The sequence below is a fragment of the Ideonella sp. genome, assembly GCF_036277275.1.
Lineage (GTDB): Bacteria > Pseudomonadota > Gammaproteobacteria > Burkholderiales > Burkholderiaceae_C > Ideonella.
Genome location: NZ_DASUNH010000125.1, coordinates 92,881 through 115,274, shown reverse-complemented (window position 1 = coordinate 115,274; position 22,394 = coordinate 92,881). Strand labels below are relative to the sequence as shown.

The window sequence follows — 22,394 nt, the reverse complement described above, 5'->3', positions numbered from 1 at the left end:
AAGCTCCTGTGCTGACCAGCAGAGCGTCGCCCGCATTGGCGGACCGGCTCTGGCTCGCCATCCGGCGAGACGCTTTCGCGACGATCGAGGCGGAGCCTGCGCTGGAAACGGTGCTGCATGAGCAGGTGCTGCGACACGCCAGCTTCGAGTCGGCGCTGGCGCATGTGCTGGCCCTTCGACTCGACGGCGCGATGCTCGGGCCCGGCAAACTGCGCCTGCTGATCGAGCAGGCCACCGCCTCCGAGCCGGACATCGTCGACGCCGTGGCGGCCGACATCCAGGCCACCTGCGAGCGGGATCCGGCATGCGCTGGCCCGCTCGATCCGCTGCTCTACTACAAGGGCCTGCACGCGCTGTCGGTGCACCGTGTTGCGCACCGGCTCTGGCGTCAGGGTCGCAAGCCGCTGGCGCGCTGGCTCCAAAGCCAGGTGGCGCAGCGCCTGGGCGTGGACATCCACCCGGCCGCTCGCATCGGGCGCGGCATTCTGCTGGACCATGCCCATGGCGTGGTGGTCGGCGAAACCGCGGTGATCGAGGACCGCGTCTCGATCCTTCACAACGTCACCCTCGGCGGTACCGGCAAGGACACGGGCGACCGTCACCCGAAGGTGCGCTCCGGCGTGTTGTTGGGCGCCGGTGCGCTGGTCCTGGGCAACGTGGAGATCGGCCACGGCGCGAAAGTGGGCGCGGGCAGCGTGGTGATGAAGGATGTTCCTTCCCACGTCACCGTGGCGGGAAGCCTGGCCACCGTGGTCGGCCGGCCGGCCTGTGAGCAGCCCTCGCTCGAAATGAACCACCAAGTCGAACAAGCCAGCACGGCGCTCGAAGAATGAGCCTTCAATACAAGACCCTCGAAGACCTGGTCGGATCGACGCCCATGGTGCAGCTGCGGCGCCTTCCCGGCGTGGACAACGAGCGCCGCGGCAACGTGATACTGGCGAAGCTGGAAGGCAACAACCCGGGCGGCTCGGTGAAGGATCGGCCAGCGCTGGCAATGGTTCGCGGCGCCGAGGCGCGCGGTGAGATCCAGCCGGGCGATACGCTCATCGAAGCGACCTCGGGCAACACCGGCATCGCGCTGGCCATGGCCGCGGCGGTTCGCGGGTATGAGCTCGTGCTGCTGATGCCCGAGGACTCGTCGATGGAGCGAATCCGCACGATGAAGGCCCTCGGCGCCCGGATCATCCTGACGCCGCGCGCAGGTGGCATGGAGCATGCGCGAGACCTGGCCCAGCAGATGCAGCGCGATGGTCTCGGGCGGGTCCTCGATCAGTTCTCGAACGCTGACAACCCGCGAATCCACGAGCAGACCACCGGGCAGGAGGTCTGGCGCGACACCGAAGGCACCGTCACGCACTTCGTCAGCGCGATGGGAACGACCGGCACGATCATTGGCACCTCGCGCTTCCTGAAGTCGAAGAATGCCGCGGTGCGGGTCATCGGTGCCCAACCGGCGGAAGGCTCCAGGATTCCGGGCATCCGGCGCTGGAGCGACGCCTATCTCCCTGCGATCTACGACCGCAGCGCGGTGGACGAGACTGTCGAAGTCCGGCAGGCCGATGCCGAGGCCATGGCTCGTCGCCTTGCCCGCGAAGAGGGCCTGTTCTGCGGCGTCTCCGCCGCGGGCGCTTGTTGGGCTGCGCTGCAACTCGCCCGTGATCTTCACGACGCAACGATCGTCTTCGTCGTTTGCGACCGCGGCGACCGGTACTTGTCCACCGGCGTGTTTCCCGAATAGCGGGCGCAGGATCGGTGTTTTCATCGCTTCGGCCGTCATGGTTCCTTACACAAAGTGACTCACGACGGCCCCTGCAGCGACCGATGCACAGACTCCAGTCAGCCTGAAAGGGCCATCAGCGCCGCGGCGGCCAGAGGGTTTCCACGGCGCACGGCCCATCTTTGCCATCCCTTTGGAGACCGCCGATGAACCTGCATCGCCGCTTTGCCCTGTCCTCCGTCGTTGCCATGGCGTTGGTCGCCGCACCGCTTGCATTGCGTGCGCAGACGACGTTCTATGACTTTGGCCAACTCCTGTCTGGCAGCGGCGCTCCCGAGACACCGAGTTTTGCCAGCCTGAGTGCCACCGTATCGGGCGACGACGTGATGTTCACGCTCGACGCCCACGGCCTAGACTTGTTTGACGGCACCCAGCCGTTCCTCGGCGCGCTGGCTATCGATGGCGATGGCGTCGGCACGATCGCCGATGTCAGCGGTGGCGCCTCGGTCAAGATGGTCAACGGCGGTGGTCCCGGCGGCGGCTGGGCATTCCGCTTCAGTTTCATCGGCAAGAACAAGGATCGCCTGGTCGACGACGAAACCGTCTCCTGGACGTGGGTCGGCGGCGCCGGCCACTTCTTCGGCGTGGCCGCACATGTCCAGGGCATCGCCTATGGCGAAACCACGAGCGCGTGGTATGAGGTTGTCACGACGCCGCCCGGCCTGGACACCGTTTCGTACTGAACTCGCCGCGAAAGGCCCTGCGAGCCCAAGGCTCGCAGGGCTTATTTGCTTTGGGCATTTGCTTCCTGGAACAGTGGGCTTGTCGCCGGTGCGCTGCAGGCGCAGCATGTTGGTGGCAACGTTCAGTGGACCCTTCCACGAAAGGAGGCGGTGATGAGCCACTACCTGCTGACCAAGTTGCGCTTGACCACGAACGGTCAGATCACCGATGTCGCGGTCCGCAAGCTCACACCCGATCCGCAAGGCTTGTCCGCCATTGGCGTCGGGCCCGAGGAACAAACGACATCGGCCATTCTGGCCGGCTGGATCGAGGCCGGCGACAGTGTCTACGTGGGCGGACGCCACGACGGCAGCGGCGCTTTCGAAATCGGCGACGAGGTTCGCACGTCGGGTCCTCGCCACGAGTTGGAGAGCTGCAACATCGACGGCGCACGCACCAAGGCGCTGCTGAGCTTGCCGCGCATGTCCTGAGGCTTGAAGACGGGCCTGCAGCCCGCAGCGCAACGCCCCGGCGCCGCGCCTGACCAACGTTCAGCCGCCGGCTCGCTGAGCGCCATGGCGCACCGTGCGCAGCCCGCCGGTTTTGGGTGGGACTGCCGTTGCCGCGGTGGTGTGCGGCTGGGCCAGCGTGTCGATGATCGGGCAATCCGGCCGGTCGTCGCCGTGGCAGCAATGCACCAGGTGCTCCAGCGTGGCCTTCATCGCCTGCAATTCCTGCAGCTTTTCCTCCAGCTCCTGAATGTGGGCCTGGGCGAGCGCCTTGACATGGCGACTGGGCCGCCGGCGGTTCTGCCACAGGCCCAGCAGTTCGCGGATCTGCTCGATCGAGAAGCCGAGGTCGCGTGAGTGGCGGATGAATCGCAGCGTGCTCAATTCCTTCTCGCCGTACTGCCGGTAGCCGGCCTCCGTGCGCTGCGCTTCAGGAAAGAGCCCCACGCTTTCGTAGTGGCGAATCATCTTCGCCGACACGCCGGACGCCTTGGCAGCGTCGCCGATGTTCATGACCGTCATCAACGGGCTCCTTCGATGTGGGGGGAGTGGTCGCCGGTCGGCGCCGTGGTGTCGGCCTGGCGATGTCCAGCGCTGGGCCGCCAGCGGCGCAACGTCAAGGCATTGGTCACCACGCTGACGCTGCTGAACGCCATCGCCGCGCCGGCGATCACCGGGTTCAGCAGGCCGAAAGCGGCGAGCGGAATGCCAAGCACGTTGTAGCCAAAGGCCCACCACAGGTTCTGCTTGATCTTGGCGTAGGTTCGACGTGAGATGTCGATCGCATCGGCCACCAGCCGGGGGTCGCCGCGCATCAGCGTGATGCCGGCAGTTTCCATGGCCACGTCGGTGCCGGTGGCCATCGCGATGCCCACGTCGGCAGCAGCCAGGGCCGGCGCGTCGTTGATGCCGTCACCGACCATCGCGACGCGGCCTGCGGATGCACGCAGGGCCTGCACCGCTGCGGCCTTGTCGCCGGGCAGTACGTTGGCGCGCACCTCGTCGATGCCCAACTCGCGCGCGACCGCTTGGGCGCTGCCTTCGTTGTCGCCGGTCAGCATCACGGTGTGGATGCCCAGCGCATGCAGGCGACTGACCGCTTGCCTGGCTGTCGGCTTGATCGTGTCGCCGAAGGCCAGCAGGCCGAGCAGGCGGACGCCGGTGGGCGCGCGCTCGATCAACCAGGACACGGTGCGACCTTCACGCTCGAGGCGGTCGGCCTCGGCTGCAAGCGCGCCGCGAGGGGCGCCCAGTTCATCCAGCAGCCGGCTGCTGCCCAGCGCCAGCGACCGGCCTTGGATGGTGGCCTGCACACCCCGGCCCGGCAATGCCTGGGCCAACTGGGCGTCGGGCACTGTCATCGCCTCGTCGCGCGCCATGGCCATCACCGCACGTGCCAATGGGTGTTCGCTCGTTTGCTGCAGGCCAGCGGCCAGGCCCAGCACCTCGCTGCGCGATGCGGGGGCTGCCGGCAGCACGGCGACCAGCGCGGGCCGCCCTTCGGTCAGCGTGCCGGTCTTGTCCAGCGCCACGGCGCGGATCGAATGCGCCAGCTCCAGCGCCTGGGCGTCCTTGATCAGCACGCCATGGCGAGCCGCCACGCCGGTGCCGGCCATGATGGCTGTGGGCGTGGCCAGGCCCAGCGCGCAAGGGCAGGCGATGACCAGCACGGCCACCGCGTTGATCAACGCGCGTTCGACCTCGCCGGTGGTGCCCCACCAGCCCAGGAATGTCAGCAACGCCACCCCCAGCACGACCGGCACGAAGACCGCGCTGACGCGGTCGACGATGCGCTGGATCGGCGCCTTGTCGGCCTGCGCCGATTCGACCAGCCGGATGATCCGCGCCAAGGTGGTCTCGGCACCGACGGCGGTCGCCTTGACCAGCAACAGGCCTTCGCTGTTGATCGCGCCGCCGGTGACGCGGTCGCCGGCGCCTTTGGTCACCGGCAGGCTTTCGCCGGTGATCAGCGACTCGTCCACATGGCTGGCACCTTCGATGACGTCGCCATCGACCGGGATGCGCTCTCCGGGCCGGATCACCACCAGATCGCCGACGATCACCTGAGCCACCGGCAACTCCAGCTCGATGACGTCGCGCCGCACGTGTGCCGTGGTCGGCCGCAACGCATTCAGCGCGCGGATGGCGTCGGTGGTCTGCCGCTTGGCGCGGGCCTCGAGCCACTTGCCCAGCAGCACCAGCGTGATGACCGCGGCGCTGGCTTCGAAGTACAGATGCGCCATCCCGTGGTCGCCGTGGCGCAGGAGCTGGAACAACGACAGCCCGTAGGCCGCCGACGTGCCCAGCGCGACCAGCAGGTCCATGTTGCCGGTGCCGGCACGCAGCGCCTTCCAGCCGGCGCGGTAGAAGCGAGCGCCGAGCCCGAACTGCACCGGCGTCGCCAGCAGCAGCTGCAGCCAGCCGCCAGGCATCCACGACAGGCCGACCGCCTGCAGCGCCATCGGGGCGACCAGCGGCAGGGTCAGCAGCGCGCTCAGCGCGACAGCCCACCATTCGGGCAGGCGACGAATCGCCTTCGGCTCGATGGCGGTCGGCTCGACCGCGGAATAGCCGGCCTTGGCGACAGCCGCCTGCAGGGCGGCGACGGGCACGTTGGCCACGGCCTGCACACTGGCCTGTTCGGTGGCCAGGTTGACCGACACCCGCAAGACGCCGGGCACCTTGGCCAGCGCCTTTTCGACACGGCCGACGCAAGAGGCGCAGGTCATGCCCTCGATCTTCAGGTTCAGCGTCTGCTGCCGTACCTCGTAGCCGGCGCGCTGCACGGCTGCGGTCAGCATGGCCGGGTCGGTGCCGGCTGCCGCGTCGACTGAGGCCTCTTCGGTGGCCAGGTTCACGCTGACCTTGTCGACGCCCGGCACTGCTTTGAGTGCCTTCTCGACACGGCCGACGCAGGACGCGCAGGTCATGCCGGCGATGGGCAGGTGCCAGGCTGATGCAGGGGAGAGGGTGCTCATGGGGTGTGGATGCGTTGAGTCAGACGATGAGGTCATCATCAAGCTTCCCATGATGGCAGGGTCAATCGGCAAGTCTCAAAGTCCATCCTGCCTTTGAGGTGAATCAAGCCAGGGGATTGAGCTTCCCACGGTGGCAAGGCGGACACTGGTGATGTGACAACCTTCGATATCCGGCAAAAGGAGCCAGGTGATGATTGCCTTTGATGTGAATGACATGAGCTGCGGCCATTGCGTGGGTGCGATCACCCAGGCCGTGACAGCGGCCGACCCGGGGGCGCAGGTGGAGGTCGACTTGGCCAACCACCGGGTGACGATCCAGCCCGCGCTAGCCGGCGAGCAGGCGCTGGCGCAGGCCATCCGCGAGGCGGGGTACACGCCGCAGCCAGTATCCTGAGGCGAGCCCCACAACACCGGCCGTTGCCCGCAGCGTGCCGTGGCGGCCAGGGGCGGCTGTCAAGTGCACATCCACAGCCGCCGAATGCATAACCTTAACGGCCGCATAAGCGCTACGATCTTCGGCTCGCCAGACCTTCCCTTGGCCCTTTTGACTCGGAGGCATCACCTATGTCCCTGCGCATCAACGACGTCGCGCCGAACTTCACGGCGCAAACCACCCACGGCCAGATCGATTTCCATGAATGGATCGGTGACCAGTGGGCGGTGCTGTTCTCGCACCCGAAGGATTTCACTCCGGTCTGCACCACCGAACTCGGCTACATGGCCAAGATCGAGCCGGAGTTCAAGAAGCGCAACGTCAAGCTGATCGGCTTGTCGATCGACCCGGTCGACGATCACGAGCGCTGGGCCCACGACATCGAGGAGACTCAAGGGGCGGCGGTCAAGTACCCGATGATCGGCGACACCGACCTGAAAGTGGCCAAGCTGTACAACATGCTGCCGGCCGAAGAGGCGGGCACCTCGGCGGGCCGCACCGCGGCCACCAACGCCACCGTGCGCTCGGTCTTCATCATCGGCCCGGACAAGAAGATCAAGCTGATGCTGACCTACCCGATGACCACCGGCCGCAACTTCGACGAAGTGTTGCGCGTCATCGACTCGATGCAGCTGACCGCCCAGCACAAGGTCGCCACGCCGGCCAACTGGAAAAACGGCGACGACGTCATCATTGCCGCCTCGGTGTCCGACGAAGACGCGAAGACGCTGTTCCCGCAGGGCTGGACGACCGTCAAGCCCTACCTGCGCGTCGTCAAGCAGCCGAAGTAAGCACGGTGCCGGGCGCGCCTCTGCCGCGCCCGCGTCAGCAAGGGGCCCGGCGCAATGCCGGGCCTTTGCGTTGGGCGCAACGATCTGCGCCCCGTCGGATCGTCAGTCAGCTTGGCTTGCGATTCGCCCCCCACCACGGCGTCGGCTTCCACACCCCGGTGACCAGCGAAGTGCCGACCAGCACCACCACGCAGGCGCCGATCATCGTGGCGTTGACCGTTTCGCCAAGGAACAGCCCGCCCCAGGCGATCGCGAAGCCCGGGATCAGGAAAGTCACGCTCAGCGCATTGCCGGCGCCGATGTTCGCGATGAGGCGGAAGAACAGCACGTAGGCCACGCCGGTGCACACCAGCGCCAGGGCCGCCACGGCGCCCCAGGACCTGGCACCGGGCATCGTCGCCGGCCAGTGCCACAGCATCAAGGGCATCAGCACGACCGCGGCCGAAAGCTGGCTGCCGGTGGCCAGCGCCATCGCCGGCACGCCGGTCAACCAGCGCTTGGTCATGCTGGCGGCCAGGCCGTACATCATCGTTGCGACCAGGCAGGCCAACACCGCCAGGCCGCTGCTGGCGCCGCTCGCATCGGGTTTGAAGCTGGCCTTGTCCCAGGCCAGCCACAGCACGCCGGCAAAGCCGATCGCCAGGCCGGCGAGTTTGTTGACGTCCGGCCGGTCGCGCAGCCACCACCAGGCAAACACGACGCCCCACAACGGCGTGGTGGCGTTGAAGATCGACGACAGGCCGCCGGTGATGGCCAGCGCGGCGTAACTGAAGCACAGGAACGGGATCGCTGAGTTGACGATGCCCACGACGGCGATGGCACGCCAGTGTTGGCGTAGTGCAGCCCATTCACCACGCCGCCACAGCAGCGGCAGCAGGAACAGCGACGCCCCAAGCACGCGCAGGCCGGCCAGCGCGAACGGGCCGAACTCGGCGGCCCCCATGCGAAGAAACAGGAACGAAGCGCCCCAGATGGCGGCGAGCAGCAGCAGTTCGATCGTGTCGCGGGGTTTCATGCGGCGATCGCTTCCTGTGGATGGGGTTTGGTGGATCGGGTCGGCGCCGCGGTACGCGGCTGTATTGGCCAGCGGCCCTCACGCTGCAGCAGGTCGACCTTGCGTTCGAGCCCGCCGGCATACCCGGTCAAGGAGCCGTCGCTGCCGAGCACGCGGTGGCACGGGATGATGACGCTCAGCGGGTTGCGGCCCACCGCGGCGCCGACGGCGCGCACGGCCAGCGGCTTGTGGATCTGCGTGGCGAGCGTCGCGTAGGTGCTGGAGCGGCCGGCCGGGATCTCCAGCAGTGCCTGCCAGACGGCGCGCTGGAAGTCGGTGCCCTGTGGATCCATCTTCACGCCGAAGCGGCTGCCGGTGGCGTCTCGCCAGTAGGCGCACAACTCCTCGGCGGCCTGCTGGATGAAGGCGTTGTCCGGATCCTCGGGGGCATCGAGCGCGCCCGGGTGATGGGCCTGGTCGGTGAACCAGGCGCCGGCCAGGCCCTGCGCGGTGGCGGCCAGCAGCAGCGGGCCGAGCGGACTGTCGATTGTGGTTTGGGCGAGCAGGGGGGAGCGGATGGCGTTCATGCGGGGACTTCTTCCTTGCGCGCCTTGCGCGAGGGGCGCTTCGGTGCGGGCGGCGGGGTGTTGTCGGCCAGCGATTGCCATAGTTGCATCACGGCATATGAGCGCCAGGGGCGCCAGGCCTCGGCCGCGGCCGACGCTGCTGCAGGGGTGGCGGCGCCCAACGCGCGCATCACACCGATGTCGCTGGCCGGGAAGGCATCGGGCCAGGCCAGCACACGCAGCGCGACCAGCTCGGTGGTCCACGCGCCGACACCGGGCAGTTCGCCCAGCGCCGCCAACGTTTCGGCCATCGGTGCGGCGGGTGACAGGTCGATGCGGCCCTCGACCACGGCGCGCGCCAGGGCCTGGATCGCGCCGACGCGGCTGCGCACGATGCCCAGCGTGCCGATCGAGTCGGGCGTCGCATGGGCCAGCGATTCGGCGCTGGGAAAGAGCTGCGTCAGACCGTCGAACGGGGTGGCGATCGGCTCGCCGAAGCGGGCGACGAGCCGGGCGGCCAGCGTGCAGGCCGCGGCGACGGTGACCTGCTGGCCCAGGATCACGCGCACCGTGGTCTCGAAGCCGTCGATGCAGCCGGGCAGGCGCAGGCCGGGCCGCAGCGCGACCGGCAGTTCGCCGAGTGCGGCGTCGATGGCGGTGGCTTCGGCGTCCAGGTCCAGCAGGTGGCGCAGGCGCTCGATCACCGCGCCCAGGACCGGGGCGAGACTGGGGCTGACGGTGGCCTGCACTTGATGGGCGTCCGGCTCGAAGCGCAATGCGAGCCAGCCGCTGTGGCGCTCGCCACGTGCGTCGATCAATGCCAGCGTGCGGCGCCAGATGCCGTTGGCGACGGCTTCGACGCCGGTCAATGGCCGCGCCGCCAGAAAGCCGAGCATCGCCGGTGCGTCGTAGGGCGGGCGCCAGGCGAGCCGCACGGCCACCGGCTCGCTGCCGGCCGCACCGGACGAGCGGCGCAGCGCACTGGGCGACAGCCGGTAGCGTTCGGCAAAGGCGGCGTTGAAACGGCGCAGGCTGGCGAAGCCGCTGGCGAGTGCGACGCGGGTCACCGGCAGGTCGGTGTCGGTCAACAGGCGCTTGGCCAGCAGCAGGCGCTGCGTGGCCAGCCAGTCCATCGGGCTCACGCCATGCGACGCCTGGAAGACTCGGCGGAAATGCCGATCGGTCACGCCCAGGCGCTCAGCGACCCGCGGCAGCGCGATGTCGTGGCCTTGCGCCACCGCGTGTTCGATCAGACGGGCACCGGCGCGGGCCAGCGTCTGCGAAGAATCGGTGGTGGCCAGCCCCGGCGCCAGCTCGGGCCGGCAGCGCAGGCAGGGCCGGAAGCCGGCGCATTCGGCGCTCGCGGCGTTGCCGAAGAAGCGGCAGTTTTCGCGCCGCGGCAGCCGCACGCGGCACACCGGTCGGCAATAGACGCCGGTGGAGGTGACGCCGACAAACAGGCGTCCATCGAAGCGTGCGTCGTGCGTCTGCAGCACCTGGTAGGCCGCGGCGTCGTTCAATGGGCCCCCAGGGCCTGACATCGTCAGGCTCGCCCCCCGAGGGGGTTCAAGCCTCTCGGGAGCGGCCCTTCGTGGCTTGAGGGTCGAAATGCTGTCCATGGCGGCCATCATAGGCCGCGAGGGGATCTCGGCTCGCCGTTTTCGGACCTGTGGCTGTACGAGTTCTCGGACCGCTTTTTACCCAGCCAGGCGGCGCGCTACATCGCCTTGAACAGGTGCACGTACGCCCGGCTGACGGGCAGCTCGTGCGCGTACCCGCGCAGCCGCAGCCACAGCCGGCTGCCCTCGTCGCGGCGGGTGCTTTCGAGGAAGTCGAGGTTGATCAGCGTCGAGCGGTGCACCTGCCAGAACTGGTTCGGATCGAGCTGCGCCGCCAGCTCGGTGATCGGCGTGCGGATCAGGTGCTCACGCGCCGCGGTGTGGACGCAGGTGTACTTGTCGTCGGCGCGAAAGAAGACGACCTCGCCGATCGGCACCTGGTGCGTCACCTCGCCGGCGCTGGCGCGTATCCAGCGCAGTGCCGGCGACGTGGCCTGCGCCGGCAGCAATTGCTTCAAAGTCGTGGCCATTCGCGCGTCGGGCTCGGCTGCGGGCGAAGCCTCGAGCGCCTCGCGCAGCCGCTGCACCGAGCGGGACAGCCGCTCGGCGGTGACCGGCTTGAGCAGGTAGTCGAGCGCAGCCTGGTCGAATGCCTGCACCGCAAATTCGTCGTAGGCCGTGACGAAGACCACGCGGGTGCGGCCCTCGATGCCCTGGGCCACCTCGAGCCCGGTCAGCCCGGGCATGCGGATGTCGAGGAAGGCGATATCGGGCTCATGCTGCTCGATGCCGGCCGCGGCTTCGAGCCCATTGCGTGCAGTGGCGACGATCTTCAGCTCCGGCCACAAGGTGGCGAGCTGTTCTTGCAGGTAGCGGGCCAGGTGCGGCTCGTCGTCAGCGATCAGGGCAGTCGTCATCGTCAATCAGTGAGGGGGCCAGGGCAGCAGCAGCGTGGCGCGCACGCCGCCTTCGGGTCGGTTGTCGAGTGTCAGCTGAGCTTCGTCGCCGAAGGCAGCGCGCAGCCGTTCGCGGATGTTGGCCAGCGCAGCGCCTGCGCCGCCGCGGCGGCCGGGCTGCGACGAGGCGTCCAGGCCCAGGCCGTCATCGATCACGTCGATGCGCAGTCTGTCGCCGTGCAATTCGGCGCGGACCTGTACCTCGCCGCCTTCGACCTTCGGCTCGATCCCGTGGTGAATCGCGTTCTCGACCAGCGGCTGCACCAGCAACGCCGGCAGGTGCACCGCGAACAGCTCCGGGGGCACTTCCAGCCGCACTCGCAGCCGGTCTTCCATGCGCAGCGCCAGCACGCGCAGGTAGGCGTCGATCAGCGCGATCTCCTGGCCCAGCGTGTGCGCCTGGTTGCGCAGGCCGCCGAGCGAGGCGCGCAGGTAGTCGATGAACGATTCCAGCATCTGCCGGGCACGTGCGGGGTCTGCGTCGATCAGCCCGACCACGTTGGCGAGCGTGTTGAACAGGAAGTGCGGCTCGATCTGGCCCTGCAGCAGGCGCAACTGGGCCTCCGCGGCGCGGCGCTCGGCCGCTTGCGTGCGGGCATTGGCGTTGTAGTAGATGTTCAACAGCATCGAGAACATCAGCACGAACAGCAGCATGCCGGCCGACCAACTGGTGGACGACGTGTAGTTGCCGACACTGAAGGTGTGGCCGGCCAGGCGCACGGCCAGCGGCCATGCGATCAGCACGCCGACCAGAGGCACGGCGCTGAAGAACACGCCTCGCCCCCAGGGGCCCCAGCTGCGGATTCGCTTTCGGCTGATCGCGAACAGCAGCAGCTCGAACATGCCGTGGACCGCGTAGGCACTGAAGAACGAGATGAACAGGTTCAGCCCCAGCCAGTGGCGCCAGCTGGCCCAGTTCATCCAGTCGGCCAGCGAACGCGAGTACATCGCGAAGCCGGCGAAGGTGAACAAAAAGCCGACGGCGATGGCGAACAGGCCCGTCCAGCACAGCGTCAGCCAGTACGGGCCGACGCGCTGCATGTCGTTGGAGATCCACGAGCGCCATGACTGCTTCAGCAGTTCGCGGGTGAGCTTCATGGCGGCGCAGTGTAGACAGGCGGTTGGCCGATGCAGCCCGGGCAACGACGGATCGACAGCGCGCGCGATGGATCGACAGGGCCATATCGGTTCGTTCATCGCGGACGTGTAACAACGAAGAAACCCCGCCTGCCTACAATCCGCCGCCAAGGAGAAAAGACGTCATGAAGGTTGCAGCATCCGCATTCAAGGCTTACGACATTCGAGGCATCGTCGGCCAAGCGCTCGACGAGCAGTTTGCCGAGCATCTGGGCCGAGCTTTCGGCACCGAGGCGCTCAAGGCCGGTGAGAAGGCCGTGGCCGTTGGCCGCGATGGCCGCATGTCCGGCCCGGGCCTGGCAGCAGCGCTGATGCGCGGTCTGGCCTCCACCGGGCTGGACGTGGTCGATCTGGGCGCGGTGACGACACCGATCGTTTACTACGTGGCGGCCACGCGCAAGAAGAACGGCTGCTCCAGCGGCATCCAGGTGACCGGCAGCCACAACCCCAAGAACTACAACGGTTTCAAGATGGTGCTGGCCGGCCGCGCCATCTACGGCGAAGAGATCCAGGGCCTGCGCCGCAGGATGGAAGCCGAGGACTACACCAGTGGCAAGGGCCGCATCGCGTCGATGGACGTGGTCCCCGAGTACGCGCACCGCATCGTCAGCGACTGCAAGCTGTCGCGGCCGATGAAGATTGTTGTGGATTCGGGCAACGGCATTCCGGGCGCTACCGCACCGGCGATCCTGAAGGCCCTGGGCTGCGAGGTGATCGACCTGTACTCCAAGGTCGACGGCGACTTCCCGAACCACCACCCCGATCCGTCGAAGCCCGAGAACCTGGCCGACCTGATCAAGGTCGTGCACGCGACCGACGCCGAACTCGGCCTGGCCTTCGACGGCGACGGCGACCGCCTGGGCGTGGTCACCAAGGACGGTCAGATCATCTACCCGGACCGCCAGCTGATCCTGTTCGCGCGCGACATCCTGAGCCGCGTCAAGGGCGGCACGATCATCTTCGACGTCAAGTGCAGCCAGCGCCTGGCGCCGGACGTGCGAGCCCATGGCGGCGTGCCGATGATGTACAAGACGGGCCACTCGCTGGTGAAGGCCAAGCTAAAGGAAACTGGCGCCCCCATCGCTGGCGAAATGAGCGGCCACATCTTCTTCAGCGAGCGCTGGTACGGTTTCGACGACGCGATGTACACGGCCGGCCGCCTGCTCGAGATCCTCTCGCGTTCAGACGACCCGAGTGCAGTGCTGAACGGCCTGCCGACCAGCTTCAGCACGCCCGAGCTGAACGTGCCCTGCGCCGAAGGTGAACCGCACGAGGTGATCGAGAAGCTGCGCGAAACCGCGAAGTTCCCCGGCGCCGAGATCGGCACCATCGATGGCCTGCGCGCCGACTACCCGGACGGCTTCGGTCTCGTCCGTGCGTCCAACACCACGCCGGTGCTGGTGATGCGCTTCGAGGGCCACACGCAGGACGCAATGCACCGCATCGAGAAGGACTTCATGACCGCGCTGCGCGAAGTGAAGCCCGATGCCCAGTTCGCCGCGGCGGCACATTGATCGAGACCAAGGGCCGCGGGACGCGGCCCTGATCGGCCTGACATGAAAAAGGCGCTGGCCCGCGCCGCCTATTCCAGCCTGCTGCGCCTGGCCACGCCGCTGTACCTGGCGCGGCTGTGGTGGCGCGGCCGGCGCGAACCCGGCTACCGCGTGGCCATCGGCGAGCGCCTGGGCAGCGGCAAAGGCCGGGCACATCCGGCCGGGCTGTGGATCCACGCGGTGTCGCTGGGCGAGACGCGTGCCGCGGCTGCTTTGGTCGACGCGCTGCGTGTGGCCGAGCCTGGGCTGCGGCTGCTGCTGACGCATGGCACGGCCACCGGCCGTGCCGCTGGCGCATCGATGCTGCGACCCGGTGATCACCAAGCCTGGTTGCCCTACGACACCCCCGGCGCGGTCCGGCGCTTCCTGAAGCGCCACAAGCCGGGCTTGGGCGTGCTGATGGAAACCGAGGTCTGGCCCAACCTGTTGCATGAAGCGTCGCGCGCCGGTGTGACGATGGTGCTGGCCAATGCGCGGCTGTCCGAGCGCAGTGCTGTCAAGGGCAAGCGCCTCGCGGCCCTGCTGCACCCCGCCGGGCAGAAGCTGGCGCTGGCGTTGGCCCAGAGCGAGGCCGATGCACACCGGCTGCACAACGCCGGTGTGCCGTCGGTCGAGGTCTGCGGCAACCTGAAATACGACCTGCGCCCGGATGCCGAGCAACTGGCCCAAGGCCAGGCCTGGCGCGCACGGCTCGGGCGACCGATCGTGGTGGCGGCCAACACGCGTGAGGGCGAAGAGGCCGAGCTGCTGGACGCCTGGCTCACGTTGCCTGCAACGCGCCCGCTGCTGCTGCTGGTGCCGCGCCACCCGCAGCGGTTCGACGAGGTGGCGGCGCTGGTCGCGGCCAAGGGCCTGGTCCTCGGGCGCCGCAGCACCTGGAGTGCTGAAGGGCCTGCGGCCGACGACGCCCGTGCCGATGTGTGGCTGGGCGATTCGCTCGGCGAGATGGCGCTGTACTACGGCTTGGCCGACCTGGGCCTGCAAGGCGGCAGCTTCCGTCCCTTCGGAGCCCACAACTTCATCGAGGCCGCTGCCTGTGGTTGCCCGATGCTGCTCGGGCCTTCGGTGTTCAATTTCGCCGAGGCCGCGCAGCAGGCGCTGGCCGCCGGTGCGGCCTGGCAGGTCGGCCACTGGGCCGAGGCATTGCAGCGTGTGCGGGCGCTGCTTGCCGATGAGGCGGCGCGCGCGCAGGCCGTGCAGGCCGCCCGGGCCTTTGCCGCGCTGCACCGCGGCGCCGCTGCACGCATGGCGGCGCGCATCCTCGCGCTGCTGCCGCGCGAGGGTTAGCGCAGGTTCAAGCGGCGTCGAGCAGCGCGCGCAACGGCAGCCGCGCGTGCCCGACACGTTCGTCGCACAGGGCACGTCGTGCACGTCGCAGGCGCGCACCAGTGCGTTGGTGTCGGGATCGTGCGGCTGCGACGTCATCGGGTCGCGCGGGCGCGGATCTTCGTCAGCTCGGCCTGCGTCTCGTTCCACAAGTCCATGCCGACGTTGGCCGCGATGCTGGCGTTAACACGGGTGAGCCTGTCGCGCATGCGGGCCGATTCAGCCGGCGTCAGCTCGTTGATCTGCATGCCCTTGGCCTTCAGCTCGGCCAGCGCCTTGCCGGCTTCTTCACGCGTGTCCTTGCGCTCGTAGTCGCGGCTCGCGATCGCCGCATCCATCAGCACCTTCTGCTCGGCCTTCGACAGGCCGTCCCACCACTTCTTGCTGACCAGCACGATCCACGGGCTGTAGACGTGGTTGGTCACGCTGAGGTACTTCTGCACCTCGAAGAACTTGCTCGACAAGATGGTGTTGAACGGGTTTTCCTGGCCATCCACCGTCTTCGTCTCGAGCGCGCTGAACAATTCGGAGAACGGCAGCGGCACGGCGTTGGCGCCCAGCGTCTTGAAGCTTTCGAGGAACACGTTGTTCTGCATCACCCGCAGCTTGATGCCTTCGAGGTCTTCGAGCTTGGTGACCGGGCGCTTCGAGTTGGTCAGGTTGCGAAAGCCGTTTTCCCAATAGACCAAGCCGACCAGGCCTTTCTCGGGCAGCTTGGCGATCACCTTCTGGCCCACCGGGCCGTCCAGCAATGCGTCCGCCTCCTTGCCGCTGTTGATCAGGAACGGCGTGTCCCACAGCGCCATTTCCTTGGTGATGCCGACGAGGGTGGCGGTCGAGCCGACCATCATTTCCTGCGCACCACCGATCAGCGCCTGCTGCATCTGCGTGTCGGGGCCGAGCGCAGCGGCACCGATGGCGCGCACCTTCATCTTGCCGCCCGAGGCCTTCTCGACCGCCTCGGCGAACACCTTGACCGCACGGCCCTGGTTGCTTTGCTCGTTGAGGCCGTAGCCGAAGCGAATCAGGCGCGGTTTGATCTCCTGCGCCAGGGCAGAGGTCAATGGCGCGGCGGCGAGCAGGGCTGCGGTTGCCGACATGGCAAAGTTCGCGAGGGTACGGCGGGTGAAGCTCACGGTGGTCTCCTTGGGGCGAGCGGGGAAATCAGCGCATCCAGGCCACCGGTGCGGTGACGAGTTGCGGAACCAGGACGAACAAGATCAGGATCACGACGTACGTGACCAGGAACGGGTTGACACCCTTGATCACCGTGTGCATCGACAGGCGGCCGACGCCGGCAACGACGTTCAGCACCGTGCCCACTGGTGGCGTGATCAGGCCGATCGAGCCGTTGAGCACGAACATCAGGCCGAAGTAGACCGGGTCGATGCCGGCCTTCACGGCGATCGGCAGCATCACCGGCGCGAAGATCAGGATGGTTGGCGTCAGGTCGAGCGCAGTGCCGATGACGACCAGTGCCACCATCATGACCGCCATCAGCAAGCGCGGGCTCTCGACCAGGGGCCCCAGCCAGCCGGTCAGTACCCCGGGCAGGTCGGCCAGCGTGATCATGTAGCTCGCCACTTGCGCACCAGCACAGAGGAACATGACGATCGCGGTGGTCTTGGCGGCGCGGCCGAGCACGCCGTAGACCTCGATCAATTTCATCTCGCGGTGGATGAACAGCGACACCGCGAGCGCATAGAAGGCGGCGACGACGGCCGCTTCGGTCGGCGTGAAATAGCCGCTCTTCATGCCGCCGATGATGATGACGGGCATCAGCAGCGCCCAGAAGGCGCGGCCGGTCGCACGCAGCCGGTCGGCAATGGACACCGGTGGGTCGCCCGCGACGTCCATCTTGCGCAGCGCGAGCTTCCAGGTGACGACCAGTGCGGCGCCCATCATCAAGCCGGGCGCGATGCCCGAGACGAACAGCGCCGAGATCGAGGTGTTGGTCGTGACGCCGTAGATCACGAAGGCCATCGACGGCGGGATGATTGGCCCGATCACGCTGCCGGCGGCGATGAGGCCTGCGGAAGGCCCGACCGGATAGCCGTGGTTGCGCATCATCGGCAGCAGGATCGACGACATCGCGGCCGCATCGGCCAGCGCCGAGCCCGACATCGCCGACAGCAGGATCGCCGCCCCGATCGCAACGAAGCCGAGCCCGCCGCGGATGTGGCCGACCCAGGCCTGCGCCATGTCGATGATGCGCCGGCTGATGCCGCCGGTGTTCATCAGCTCGCCCGCGAGGATGAAGAAGGGCACGGCCAGCAGCGGGAAGCTGTCGACGCCGGCGACCAGGTTCTGCGCCAGCAGTTGCGTGTCCCAGAAACCCAGCACCCAGGCCATGCCGGCGCCGGTGAGCACGAGCGCCAGGCCCATGTTCATGCCGATGCCCATCAGCACCAGCATGCCGAGCGAGAAGACGATGAAGGCTTGGGCTTCCGGCGTCATGGGCGCCCCTCGTCCGACGGATGCATCGGCCGGCCTTGCACGCCGCGCTGGGCCAGGTCCAGGCCCAGGCCCAGGCCTTCGCCAGGCACAAACAGTCCCACGGACTGTTCATGTCCGAGCTCAGCCCCCAAGGGAATGAGGGTCGGCTTGGGAGCGGCCCGGCGCTCGGCCCGCGGATGGTTCGTGCTCATTCCAGCTCCACGCCATGGCCCAGGTCCAGCGGCGTGCGCCGGACCAGCTCGATCAGCGCCATCAGCCCAATGGCCACGGCGCACAGGAAGGCGGGCAAGGGCAGCAGTGCCGTCGGGTAGCCGAGCACGACCGAGTGGCTGCCCATGCCGACGACGACCTGCTGCCAGGCGCCCCAGGCGACCAGGCCGCAACCGAGCATCACCAGCAAGCGGATGGCTGCGGCGATCAGCGCCATCACCGCCGGCCTGCCGCGCAGCATGGCGACCAGGCTCGTGAAAGCCATGTGTTCACCGGCCGGGTAGGCGGCGGTGGCGCCGATGAAGACCATCCACACGAACAGCAGCCGCGACAGTTCTTCGCTCGCGGCGATGCCGCTACCAAAGCCATAGCGCAGCACGACGTTGACGAACACGGCGACCGCCATCACGCCCAGGCAGGCGGCCATCGCGCCATGGGCAATGCGCTGCGGCAGCGGCGTCTCGTCGGCAGTGGGGGTGTGGTTCATGCGTGTTCCTGTCCGGCCAGCCAGGCGCTGACCTCGTCCTGCAGCTGGTTCAACGGTGCCTCGGCGTCGACCCGCAGCACGTCTGCTTCGCCGTCCGGGCGCTCGAGCGTGGCGAACTGGTTGTCGACCAGGCTGGTGGAAAAGAAGTGGGCGGCGCCGCGGCTGGCGACGCGGCTCAGCGCGGCTTCGCGGCCGATGTCCATGAACACGAAGCGCAAGCCGGGTGCGGCGGCCCGCAGCCGGTTGCGATAGGCGCGCTTCAGCGACGAGCAGGTCAGCACGATGGGCAGCGGCGGCTGGCGCAGTTCGTCCGCCAGTGTGCTCAGCCACCCGTCGCGGTCGGCATCGGTCAGCGCGACACCCTGGCTCATCTTGGCGCGGTTGGCGGGGCTGTGGTGGGCATCGCCTTCGACGAAGCGGGCGCCCAGCGCCTGCGCCAGCACCTCACCCAAGCTCGACTTGCCGCAACCCGATACACCCATGACGACCAGCGAATGCTTCATGCGTTGGATAGCGCTATCCGATGAGAGCCAAAAAATTGGCACGCTGATCAAGATGCAAAATCCCTGGGGTGGTCGCTTGATGAAACCTGGGATTTGCCAGCTTGCAGTCATGTGCCGGACAGCGCTATCCTAATCACCGAACCTTCGCCGCCCATTCGTGCAAACCCGTAGATGACCCCACCCATCCCCCGCCGCCGCGCCAGTGGCCGTGTCACGTTGACCGATGTGGCGCGCGCCGCCGACGTCAGCCCGATCACCGTTTCCCGCGCGCTGCGGGGGGAGCGCGCGGTCGACCCGGCGCTCGTGGCGCGCGTGCGCGAAGCCGCCGACCGATTGGGCTACGTGCCCGATCCGGCAGCGCGTGCGCTGGCCTCGCGGCGCAGTACGCACGTCGCGGTGCTGATCCCGATGCTGTCGAACGCGCTGTTCGTCGACCTGATCGAGGCGGTGCAGCGCACGTTGCGGCCGGCGGGCTTCCAGACGCTGATCGGCGTCACGCACTACGACGAGGTCGAAGAAGCAGCGCTGCTGCGCGAGCAGCTGCTGCATCGGCCCGCCGGGCTGCTGGTCACCGGCATCGACCGCTCTGCCGCCACGCGCGCGCTGATCACCCAGGCCGGCGTGCCCTGCGTGCACATGATGGACCTGGCGCCAGCCAAGGCGGGCCTGCATTGCGTGGGCCTGTCGCAGGCCGATGCCGGCGCAGCGTTGACACGGCACCTGCTGCGCCACGGCCGGCGCCGCGTGGCCTTTGCGGCCGCGCAGCTGGACCCGCGCACGCTGCAGCGCCTGCAAGGCTGGCGGCGTGAGCTGACCGCGGCCGGCTTGTACGACCCGACGCTCGAGTGGCTGAACCCGGCGCCGTCCTCGATCGCGCTGGGTGGTCGAATGTTCGAGCAGATCATCGGCCAGCGGCCCGCCGTCGACGCGATCTTCTTCTGCAACGACGACCTGGCGCAGGGCGCACTGCTGGCAGCGCTGCGACGCGGCATCAAGGTGCCCGACGAGGTTGCCGTCGCCGGCTTCAACGACCTGACCGGCAGCGACCAGATGGTGCCGCCGCTGACGACGGTGCGCACCCCGCGCGCCGAAGTCGGCGCAGCCGCGTCGACGATGTTGCTGGCGCTGATGCGCGGCGAGCCGGTCAAGCAGCCGGTGCTCGACCTGGGCTTCGAGCTGATCGCCCGCGGCAGCGCCTGAGGCCTGAAAGGCCCTCGCCCGACGGCATGGTCACCGGGCAATGGCCTTTTCTTTTGCAGGCCAATGAGGCGAACGCCGGGTCCGCCCGGCAATAGGCGTATAAGCAGATGGCCCCCTTACACCGAGCGGGCTGTTTGCAAGGATCTGAGTGAGAAAGCCATCCGTCATCGTGTCACCGCCGCCTCCCGACACCGCCGTCGACACGCTGCCCCCCTTGGCCGACGCGGAACGTGCCGAGCTGCAACGCCAGGGCGCCAAGTCCGCGGCCCGCGGCGAGGCTGCCGATGCCAACCCGCTGCGGCGCCGACCCAACGCGCCCGCCCACACCGGCGAGTCGCAGGGCAGCTGGCTCGAACGGCACGACGCCTGGCAACAAGGCCACGATGCGCAGAGCGATCGCAACGAGGGCGCGCAACGTGATGCTGCCGACACCCATCCGCGCGAGTGAGGCGGTCGCAGCCCATCCTGCCGCTGGTGGATTTCGCTTGTGTTACCGGGCCGCGCGCGGCGGCCCTTCGTTGTCTTTCCCCTGTGACGTCGCCGGCCGTGTGCACATCGATGCCCTCGATGCTCGTGAGACGGCCAACTACCTGCTCGCGCGCGCACTCGTCGGGCGCGACTACGAGGTGGCCGTCGTGCTGCCGGACGAAGCGGCCCCAACACCCGTTCCTCCTGACGCGACGCGCCAGCCGGATGCTGAACCCGTTGCCATGGAGCGCGGCCTGGAGCCGCGAAGCAAGATGCCTCCGACCCCATTCTTTGATCTGGCCACCGGCGTTCTGCGCTTCTGGGTTCTGCATGACGACGGCCGCTACATCGGCGCCTCCATTGGCCGGCAGACGCTGCACTACCGCTTCAGCGGCGAGAGCGGCGGTGAAGACGCGGTGGCGACCTACGAGGCGAATCGCCAATGCATCGACGACGCAGTGCGCCGCCGCACCGCCGCCGGCTCGCGCGAGCCGGTGATGTTGCGAGATCCGGACGTCGCGGTGGTGCGCCAGTAGGCCCGAGCAACGAACTGCGCTCGGCCGCGCAGCAGCGGGCCCCCAAGCGTTCGACGGCGCCGGCCTCAGGCCTTCATGAGTTCCGGCAGCTTCATGCCTTCGGTGCCGGGGAACACCACCTTGTCGAGCGGGCCGCGCGCGATGCGCAGGTGGTCTGACAACGTGCTCTTGAACACGGCCCGCAGGTCGGTCGTGATCTTCAGGTCGCGGCCCTCGTAGCGGTCTTTCTTTGCCAGGCCCGGCCAGTCGGCCAGCACCTGCCCGCCGCGCACCGCACCACCGAGCACGAACGCGGCGCCACCAGTGCCGTGGTCGGTGCCGCGGGTACCGTTGATCGCCACCTCGCGGCCGAACTCGGTGGCCACGACGATGACCGTGCGGTTCCACAGCCCGTTCGCGTTCGGAGCATCGAGCATCTCGCGAAGCATCCCCAGGCTGTCGTCCAACTGCTGAAGGTTGTTCAGGAAGACGCTCTTCTCGTTGGTGAGGTTGGCGTGGCTGTCCCAGCCGCCCTGCTCGAGCATGACGATCTGCGGCCCCTTGGGCTGCAGCAGGAACTCGGCCGCCTTGCGGGCCATGTTGGGCAGCGCGCCGGTCGCGCCCTTGCCGCCATCCATGGCCTGCATCATCTCGCCACCGGCAGGCATGTCGCTGCGCAGGCTCTGCGCGCGCATCAGCGCGTTGGCCAATGCCGGGTCATTGGCGTAGACGCGGCCCAGCCGGGCGATCAGATCGGCAGACGGATCGGGCAGCGTCGATGGTGCCCAGGTGTCGACCCCCTTCGGCCCGCGCATCAGCAACGGCACCGCGGTCGACAGCGCGAGGCCCGGCCGTTCCCCGACGGCCAGGCTGCGGCCCAGCCAGCCACTGGCCAGTTGGTACGGGCGCTCGCCGCCGCCTTCGAGCACGTTCTGGGCATCGAAGTGCGAACGGTCTCGGTAGGGCAGGCCGGCGGCGTGCACGACCACCAGCTCCTTGCGACCCCACATCGCGTGCAGCTTGGCAAAGCCAGGGTGCAGTGCGAACGGGCCGCTCAAGGCCAGCGGCGCAGAGGAATAGTCGGCCAGCGCACCACGCGCGGCGGCGAAGTCGGGATCGCCGATGGCGGGCACGGCCCACAAGCCGTCCATGCCGCCGCGCAGGATCACGGCGATCAGGCGCGGGTCGTTCGGCGAGGCCGTGCCACCCATGGCCAGGGTGGCCCAGGACCCGGTGGCAGTAGTCGCGCTGGCGGCCAGGGCACCGCGCAGCCAGGCGCGGCGGGAGAGGGAAGAATTGTTCATCGTGGCCA

Annotated in this window: 24 protein-coding genes and 1 pseudogene; 11 read left to right on the top strand and 14 right to left on the bottom strand. The window is 68.3% G+C overall.

Going from position 1 to position 22,394, the window contains the following annotated elements:
* Positions 1-8 precede the first annotated feature (8 nt).
* The 4 genes from cysE to VFY73_RS21075 all read left to right on the top strand — a co-directional run bounded on the left by cysE (position 9) and on the right by VFY73_RS21075 (position 2,931).
* Positions 9-833, top strand: a complete 825-nt coding sequence (gene cysE, locus VFY73_RS21090) for a serine O-acetyltransferase (protein WP_329722476.1) — start codon at positions 9-11, stop codon at positions 831-833.
* A complete protein-coding gene (gene cysM, locus VFY73_RS21085; protein ID WP_329722474.1) occupies positions 830-1,738 on the top strand; it encodes a cysteine synthase CysM in 909 nt (302 codons plus the stop codon). The genes cysE and cysM overlap by 4 nt, the downstream gene beginning before the upstream one ends.
* A 185-nt stretch (positions 1,739-1,923) precedes the next feature.
* Positions 1,924-2,460 (top strand): hypothetical protein, encoded by a 537-nt coding sequence (locus VFY73_RS21080; RefSeq protein ID WP_329722472.1) that lies wholly within the window; start codon positions 1,924-1,926, stop codon positions 2,458-2,460.
* Positions 2,461-2,613: 153 nt separating this feature from the next.
* Complete coding sequence (locus VFY73_RS21075) at positions 2,614-2,931, top strand: hypothetical protein (RefSeq protein ID WP_329722470.1); 318 nt, start codon at positions 2,614-2,616, stop codon at positions 2,929-2,931.
* 60 nt (positions 2,932-2,991) lie between these two features.
* Here the strand turns inward: VFY73_RS21075 and cueR are convergent, their stop codons facing one another.
* Positions 2,992-3,462 (bottom strand): Cu(I)-responsive transcriptional regulator, encoded by a 471-nt coding sequence (gene cueR / locus VFY73_RS21070; RefSeq protein WP_329722573.1) that lies wholly within the window; start codon positions 3,460-3,462, stop codon positions 2,992-2,994.
* 8 nt (positions 3,463-3,470) lie between these two features.
* On the bottom strand, positions 3,471-5,927 hold the full coding sequence (locus VFY73_RS21065) for a heavy metal translocating P-type ATPase (RefSeq protein WP_329722468.1): 2,457 nt from the start codon (positions 5,925-5,927) through the stop codon (positions 3,471-3,473).
* A gap of 190 nt (positions 5,928-6,117) precedes the next feature.
* Here VFY73_RS21065 and VFY73_RS21060 point away from each other — a divergent pair, with 190 nt between their 5' ends.
* Together VFY73_RS21060 and VFY73_RS21055 are read left to right on the top strand one after the other, a co-directional pair.
* A complete protein-coding gene (locus tag VFY73_RS21060) occupies positions 6,118-6,321 on the top strand; it encodes a heavy-metal-associated domain-containing protein (protein WP_329722467.1) in 204 nt (67 codons plus the stop codon).
* Positions 6,322-6,491: 170 nt separating this feature from the next.
* Positions 6,492-7,151, top strand: coding sequence for a peroxiredoxin (locus VFY73_RS21055; RefSeq protein WP_329722465.1), 660 nt, complete (start codon positions 6,492-6,494; stop codon positions 7,149-7,151).
* A gap of 106 nt (positions 7,152-7,257) precedes the next feature.
* Here the strand turns inward: VFY73_RS21055 and VFY73_RS21050 are convergent, their stop codons facing one another.
* The 5 genes from VFY73_RS21050 to VFY73_RS21030 all read right to left on the bottom strand — a co-directional run bounded on the left by VFY73_RS21050 (position 7,258) and on the right by VFY73_RS21030 (position 12,324).
* On the bottom strand, positions 7,258-8,166 hold the full coding sequence (locus tag VFY73_RS21050) for a DMT family transporter (protein WP_329722463.1): 909 nt from the start codon (positions 8,164-8,166) through the stop codon (positions 7,258-7,260).
* Complete coding sequence (locus VFY73_RS21045) at positions 8,163-8,732, bottom strand: methylated-DNA--[protein]-cysteine S-methyltransferase (RefSeq protein ID WP_329722461.1); 570 nt, start codon at positions 8,730-8,732, stop codon at positions 8,163-8,165. The genes VFY73_RS21050 and VFY73_RS21045 overlap by 4 nt, the downstream gene beginning before the upstream one ends.
* On the bottom strand, positions 8,729-10,252 hold the full coding sequence (locus tag VFY73_RS21040) for an AlkA N-terminal domain-containing protein (protein ID WP_329722459.1): 1,524 nt from the start codon (positions 10,250-10,252) through the stop codon (positions 8,729-8,731). Before VFY73_RS21040 ends, VFY73_RS21045 begins: the two co-directional genes overlap by 4 nt.
* A 176-nt stretch (positions 10,253-10,428) precedes the next feature.
* Positions 10,429-11,187, bottom strand: a complete 759-nt coding sequence (locus VFY73_RS21035; protein ID WP_329722457.1) for a LytTR family DNA-binding domain-containing protein — start codon at positions 11,185-11,187, stop codon at positions 10,429-10,431.
* Between the two features lie 6 nt (positions 11,188-11,193).
* The gene (locus tag VFY73_RS21030) at positions 11,194-12,324 is read right to left on the bottom strand and encodes a sensor histidine kinase (protein ID WP_329722455.1); all 1,131 of its coding nucleotides are present in this window, start codon (positions 12,322-12,324) and stop codon (positions 11,194-11,196) included.
* A gap of 164 nt (positions 12,325-12,488) precedes the next feature.
* On the opposite strand from VFY73_RS21030, the gene VFY73_RS21025 reads away from it, so the two are divergent.
* Both VFY73_RS21025 and VFY73_RS21020 read left to right on the top strand, forming a co-directional pair.
* Positions 12,489-13,877: a phosphomannomutase/phosphoglucomutase gene (locus VFY73_RS21025; RefSeq protein WP_329722453.1), complete on the top strand. Its 1,389-nt coding sequence runs from the start codon at positions 12,489-12,491 to the stop codon at positions 13,875-13,877.
* A 42-nt stretch (positions 13,878-13,919) separates the two neighbouring features.
* Positions 13,920-15,203, top strand: coding sequence for a 3-deoxy-D-manno-octulosonic acid transferase (locus VFY73_RS21020; RefSeq protein ID WP_329722451.1), 1,284 nt, complete (start codon positions 13,920-13,922; stop codon positions 15,201-15,203).
* Between the two features lie 42 nt (positions 15,204-15,245).
* Here the strand turns inward: VFY73_RS21020 and VFY73_RS21015 are convergent.
* The 6 genes and pseudogenes from VFY73_RS21015 to VFY73_RS20990 all read right to left on the bottom strand — a co-directional run.
* A pseudogene (locus tag VFY73_RS21015) lies at positions 15,246-15,353 on the bottom strand (methylglyoxal synthase); the annotation flags it as partial.
* Positions 15,338-16,342 carry a TRAP transporter substrate-binding protein gene (locus tag VFY73_RS21010; protein WP_329722571.1) on the bottom strand — a complete coding sequence of 335 codons (1,005 nt, stop codon included), beginning with the start codon at positions 16,340-16,342 and terminating at the stop codon, positions 15,338-15,340. The gene VFY73_RS21010 and the pseudogene VFY73_RS21015, both read right to left, overlap by 16 nt.
* Positions 16,343-16,406: 64 nt before the next feature.
* Positions 16,407-17,699 carry a TRAP transporter large permease subunit gene (locus tag VFY73_RS21005; RefSeq protein ID WP_329722449.1) on the bottom strand — a complete coding sequence of 431 codons (1,293 nt, stop codon included), beginning with the start codon at positions 17,697-17,699 and terminating at the stop codon, positions 16,407-16,409.
* Complete coding sequence (locus VFY73_RS21000; RefSeq protein WP_329722447.1) at positions 17,696-17,890, bottom strand: hypothetical protein; 195 nt, start codon at positions 17,888-17,890, stop codon at positions 17,696-17,698. The genes VFY73_RS21005 and VFY73_RS21000 overlap by 4 nt, the downstream gene beginning before the upstream one ends.
* Positions 17,887-18,396, bottom strand: a complete 510-nt coding sequence (locus VFY73_RS20995; RefSeq protein ID WP_329722445.1) for a TRAP transporter small permease subunit — start codon at positions 18,394-18,396, stop codon at positions 17,887-17,889. The genes VFY73_RS21000 and VFY73_RS20995 overlap by 4 nt, the downstream gene beginning before the upstream one ends.
* Positions 18,393-18,899, bottom strand: a complete 507-nt coding sequence (locus VFY73_RS20990) for a gluconokinase (protein ID WP_329722443.1) — start codon at positions 18,897-18,899, stop codon at positions 18,393-18,395. The genes VFY73_RS20995 and VFY73_RS20990 overlap by 4 nt, the downstream gene beginning before the upstream one ends.
* A 171-nt stretch (positions 18,900-19,070) precedes the next feature.
* On the opposite strand from VFY73_RS20990, the gene VFY73_RS20985 reads away from it, so the two are divergent.
* The 3 genes from VFY73_RS20985 (at position 19,071) to VFY73_RS20975 (ending at position 21,103) form a co-directional block, all read left to right on the top strand.
* A complete protein-coding gene (locus VFY73_RS20985) occupies positions 19,071-20,099 on the top strand; it encodes a LacI family DNA-binding transcriptional regulator (RefSeq protein ID WP_329722441.1) in 1,029 nt (342 codons plus the stop codon).
* Between the two features lie 148 nt (positions 20,100-20,247).
* Positions 20,248-20,547, top strand: coding sequence for a CrpP-related protein (locus VFY73_RS20980; protein ID WP_329722439.1), 300 nt, complete (start codon positions 20,248-20,250; stop codon positions 20,545-20,547).
* 70 nt (positions 20,548-20,617) lie between these two features.
* Positions 20,618-21,103, top strand: coding sequence for a DUF1488 family protein (locus tag VFY73_RS20975; protein ID WP_329722437.1), 486 nt, complete (start codon positions 20,618-20,620; stop codon positions 21,101-21,103).
* Between the two features lie 65 nt (positions 21,104-21,168).
* Here the strand turns inward: VFY73_RS20975 and VFY73_RS20970 are convergent, their stop codons facing one another.
* Positions 21,169-22,386, bottom strand: coding sequence for a DUF1501 domain-containing protein (locus VFY73_RS20970; RefSeq protein WP_329722435.1), 1,218 nt, complete (start codon positions 22,384-22,386; stop codon positions 21,169-21,171).
* Between the last annotated feature and the right edge of the window lie 8 nt (positions 22,387-22,394).

Excerpts from the sequence above, each read along its gene's own strand:
- VFY73_RS21020 (WP_329722451.1), top strand. The coding sequence starts at position 13,920 with ATGAAAAAGGCGCTGGCCCGCGCCGCCTATTCCAGCCTGCTGCGCCTG.
- VFY73_RS20990 (WP_329722443.1), bottom strand. The coding sequence starts at position 18,899 with ATGAAGCATTCGCTGGTCGTCATGGGTGTATCGGGTTGCGGCAAGTCG.
- VFY73_RS21030 (WP_329722455.1), bottom strand. The coding sequence starts at position 12,324 with ATGAAGCTCACCCGCGAACTGCTGAAGCAGTCATGGCGCTCGTGGATC.
- VFY73_RS21025 (WP_329722453.1), top strand. The coding sequence starts at position 12,489 with ATGAAGGTTGCAGCATCCGCATTCAAGGCTTACGACATTCGAGGCATC.
- VFY73_RS21005 (WP_329722449.1), bottom strand. The coding sequence starts at position 17,699 with ATGACGCCGGAAGCCCAAGCCTTCATCGTCTTCTCGCTCGGCATGCTG.
- cysM (WP_329722474.1), top strand. The coding sequence starts at position 830 with ATGAGCCTTCAATACAAGACCCTCGAAGACCTGGTCGGATCGACGCCC.
- VFY73_RS21075 (WP_329722470.1), top strand. The coding sequence starts at position 2,614 with ATGAGCCACTACCTGCTGACCAAGTTGCGCTTGACCACGAACGGTCAG.
- VFY73_RS21035 (WP_329722457.1), bottom strand. The coding sequence starts at position 11,187 with ATGACGACTGCCCTGATCGCTGACGACGAGCCGCACCTGGCCCGCTAC.
- VFY73_RS21010 (WP_329722571.1), bottom strand. The coding sequence starts at position 16,342 with ATGTCGGCAACCGCAGCCCTGCTCGCCGCCGCGCCATTGACCTCTGCC.
- cueR (WP_329722573.1), bottom strand. The coding sequence starts at position 3,462 with ATGAACATCGGCGACGCTGCCAAGGCGTCCGGCGTGTCGGCGAAGATG.
- VFY73_RS20985 (WP_329722441.1), top strand. The coding sequence starts at position 19,071 with ATGACCCCACCCATCCCCCGCCGCCGCGCCAGTGGCCGTGTCACGTTG.
- VFY73_RS21045 (WP_329722461.1), bottom strand. The coding sequence starts at position 8,732 with ATGAACGCCATCCGCTCCCCCCTGCTCGCCCAAACCACAATCGACAGT.
- VFY73_RS20995 (WP_329722445.1), bottom strand. The coding sequence starts at position 18,396 with ATGAACCACACCCCCACTGCCGACGAGACGCCGCTGCCGCAGCGCATT.
- VFY73_RS21060 (WP_329722467.1), top strand. The coding sequence starts at position 6,118 with ATGATTGCCTTTGATGTGAATGACATGAGCTGCGGCCATTGCGTGGGT.
- VFY73_RS21040 (WP_329722459.1), bottom strand. The coding sequence starts at position 10,252 with ATGTCAGGCCCTGGGGGCCCATTGAACGACGCCGCGGCCTACCAGGTG.
- VFY73_RS21050 (WP_329722463.1), bottom strand. The coding sequence starts at position 8,166 with ATGAAACCCCGCGACACGATCGAACTGCTGCTGCTCGCCGCCATCTGG.
- VFY73_RS21000 (WP_329722447.1), bottom strand. The coding sequence starts at position 17,890 with ATGAGCACGAACCATCCGCGGGCCGAGCGCCGGGCCGCTCCCAAGCCG.
- VFY73_RS20970 (WP_329722435.1), bottom strand. The coding sequence starts at position 22,386 with ATGAACAATTCTTCCCTCTCCCGCCGCGCCTGGCTGCGCGGTGCCCTG.
- VFY73_RS21055 (WP_329722465.1), top strand. The coding sequence starts at position 6,492 with ATGTCCCTGCGCATCAACGACGTCGCGCCGAACTTCACGGCGCAAACC.
- VFY73_RS21065 (WP_329722468.1), bottom strand. The coding sequence starts at position 5,927 with ATGAGCACCCTCTCCCCTGCATCAGCCTGGCACCTGCCCATCGCCGGC.
- VFY73_RS21080 (WP_329722472.1), top strand. The coding sequence starts at position 1,924 with ATGAACCTGCATCGCCGCTTTGCCCTGTCCTCCGTCGTTGCCATGGCG.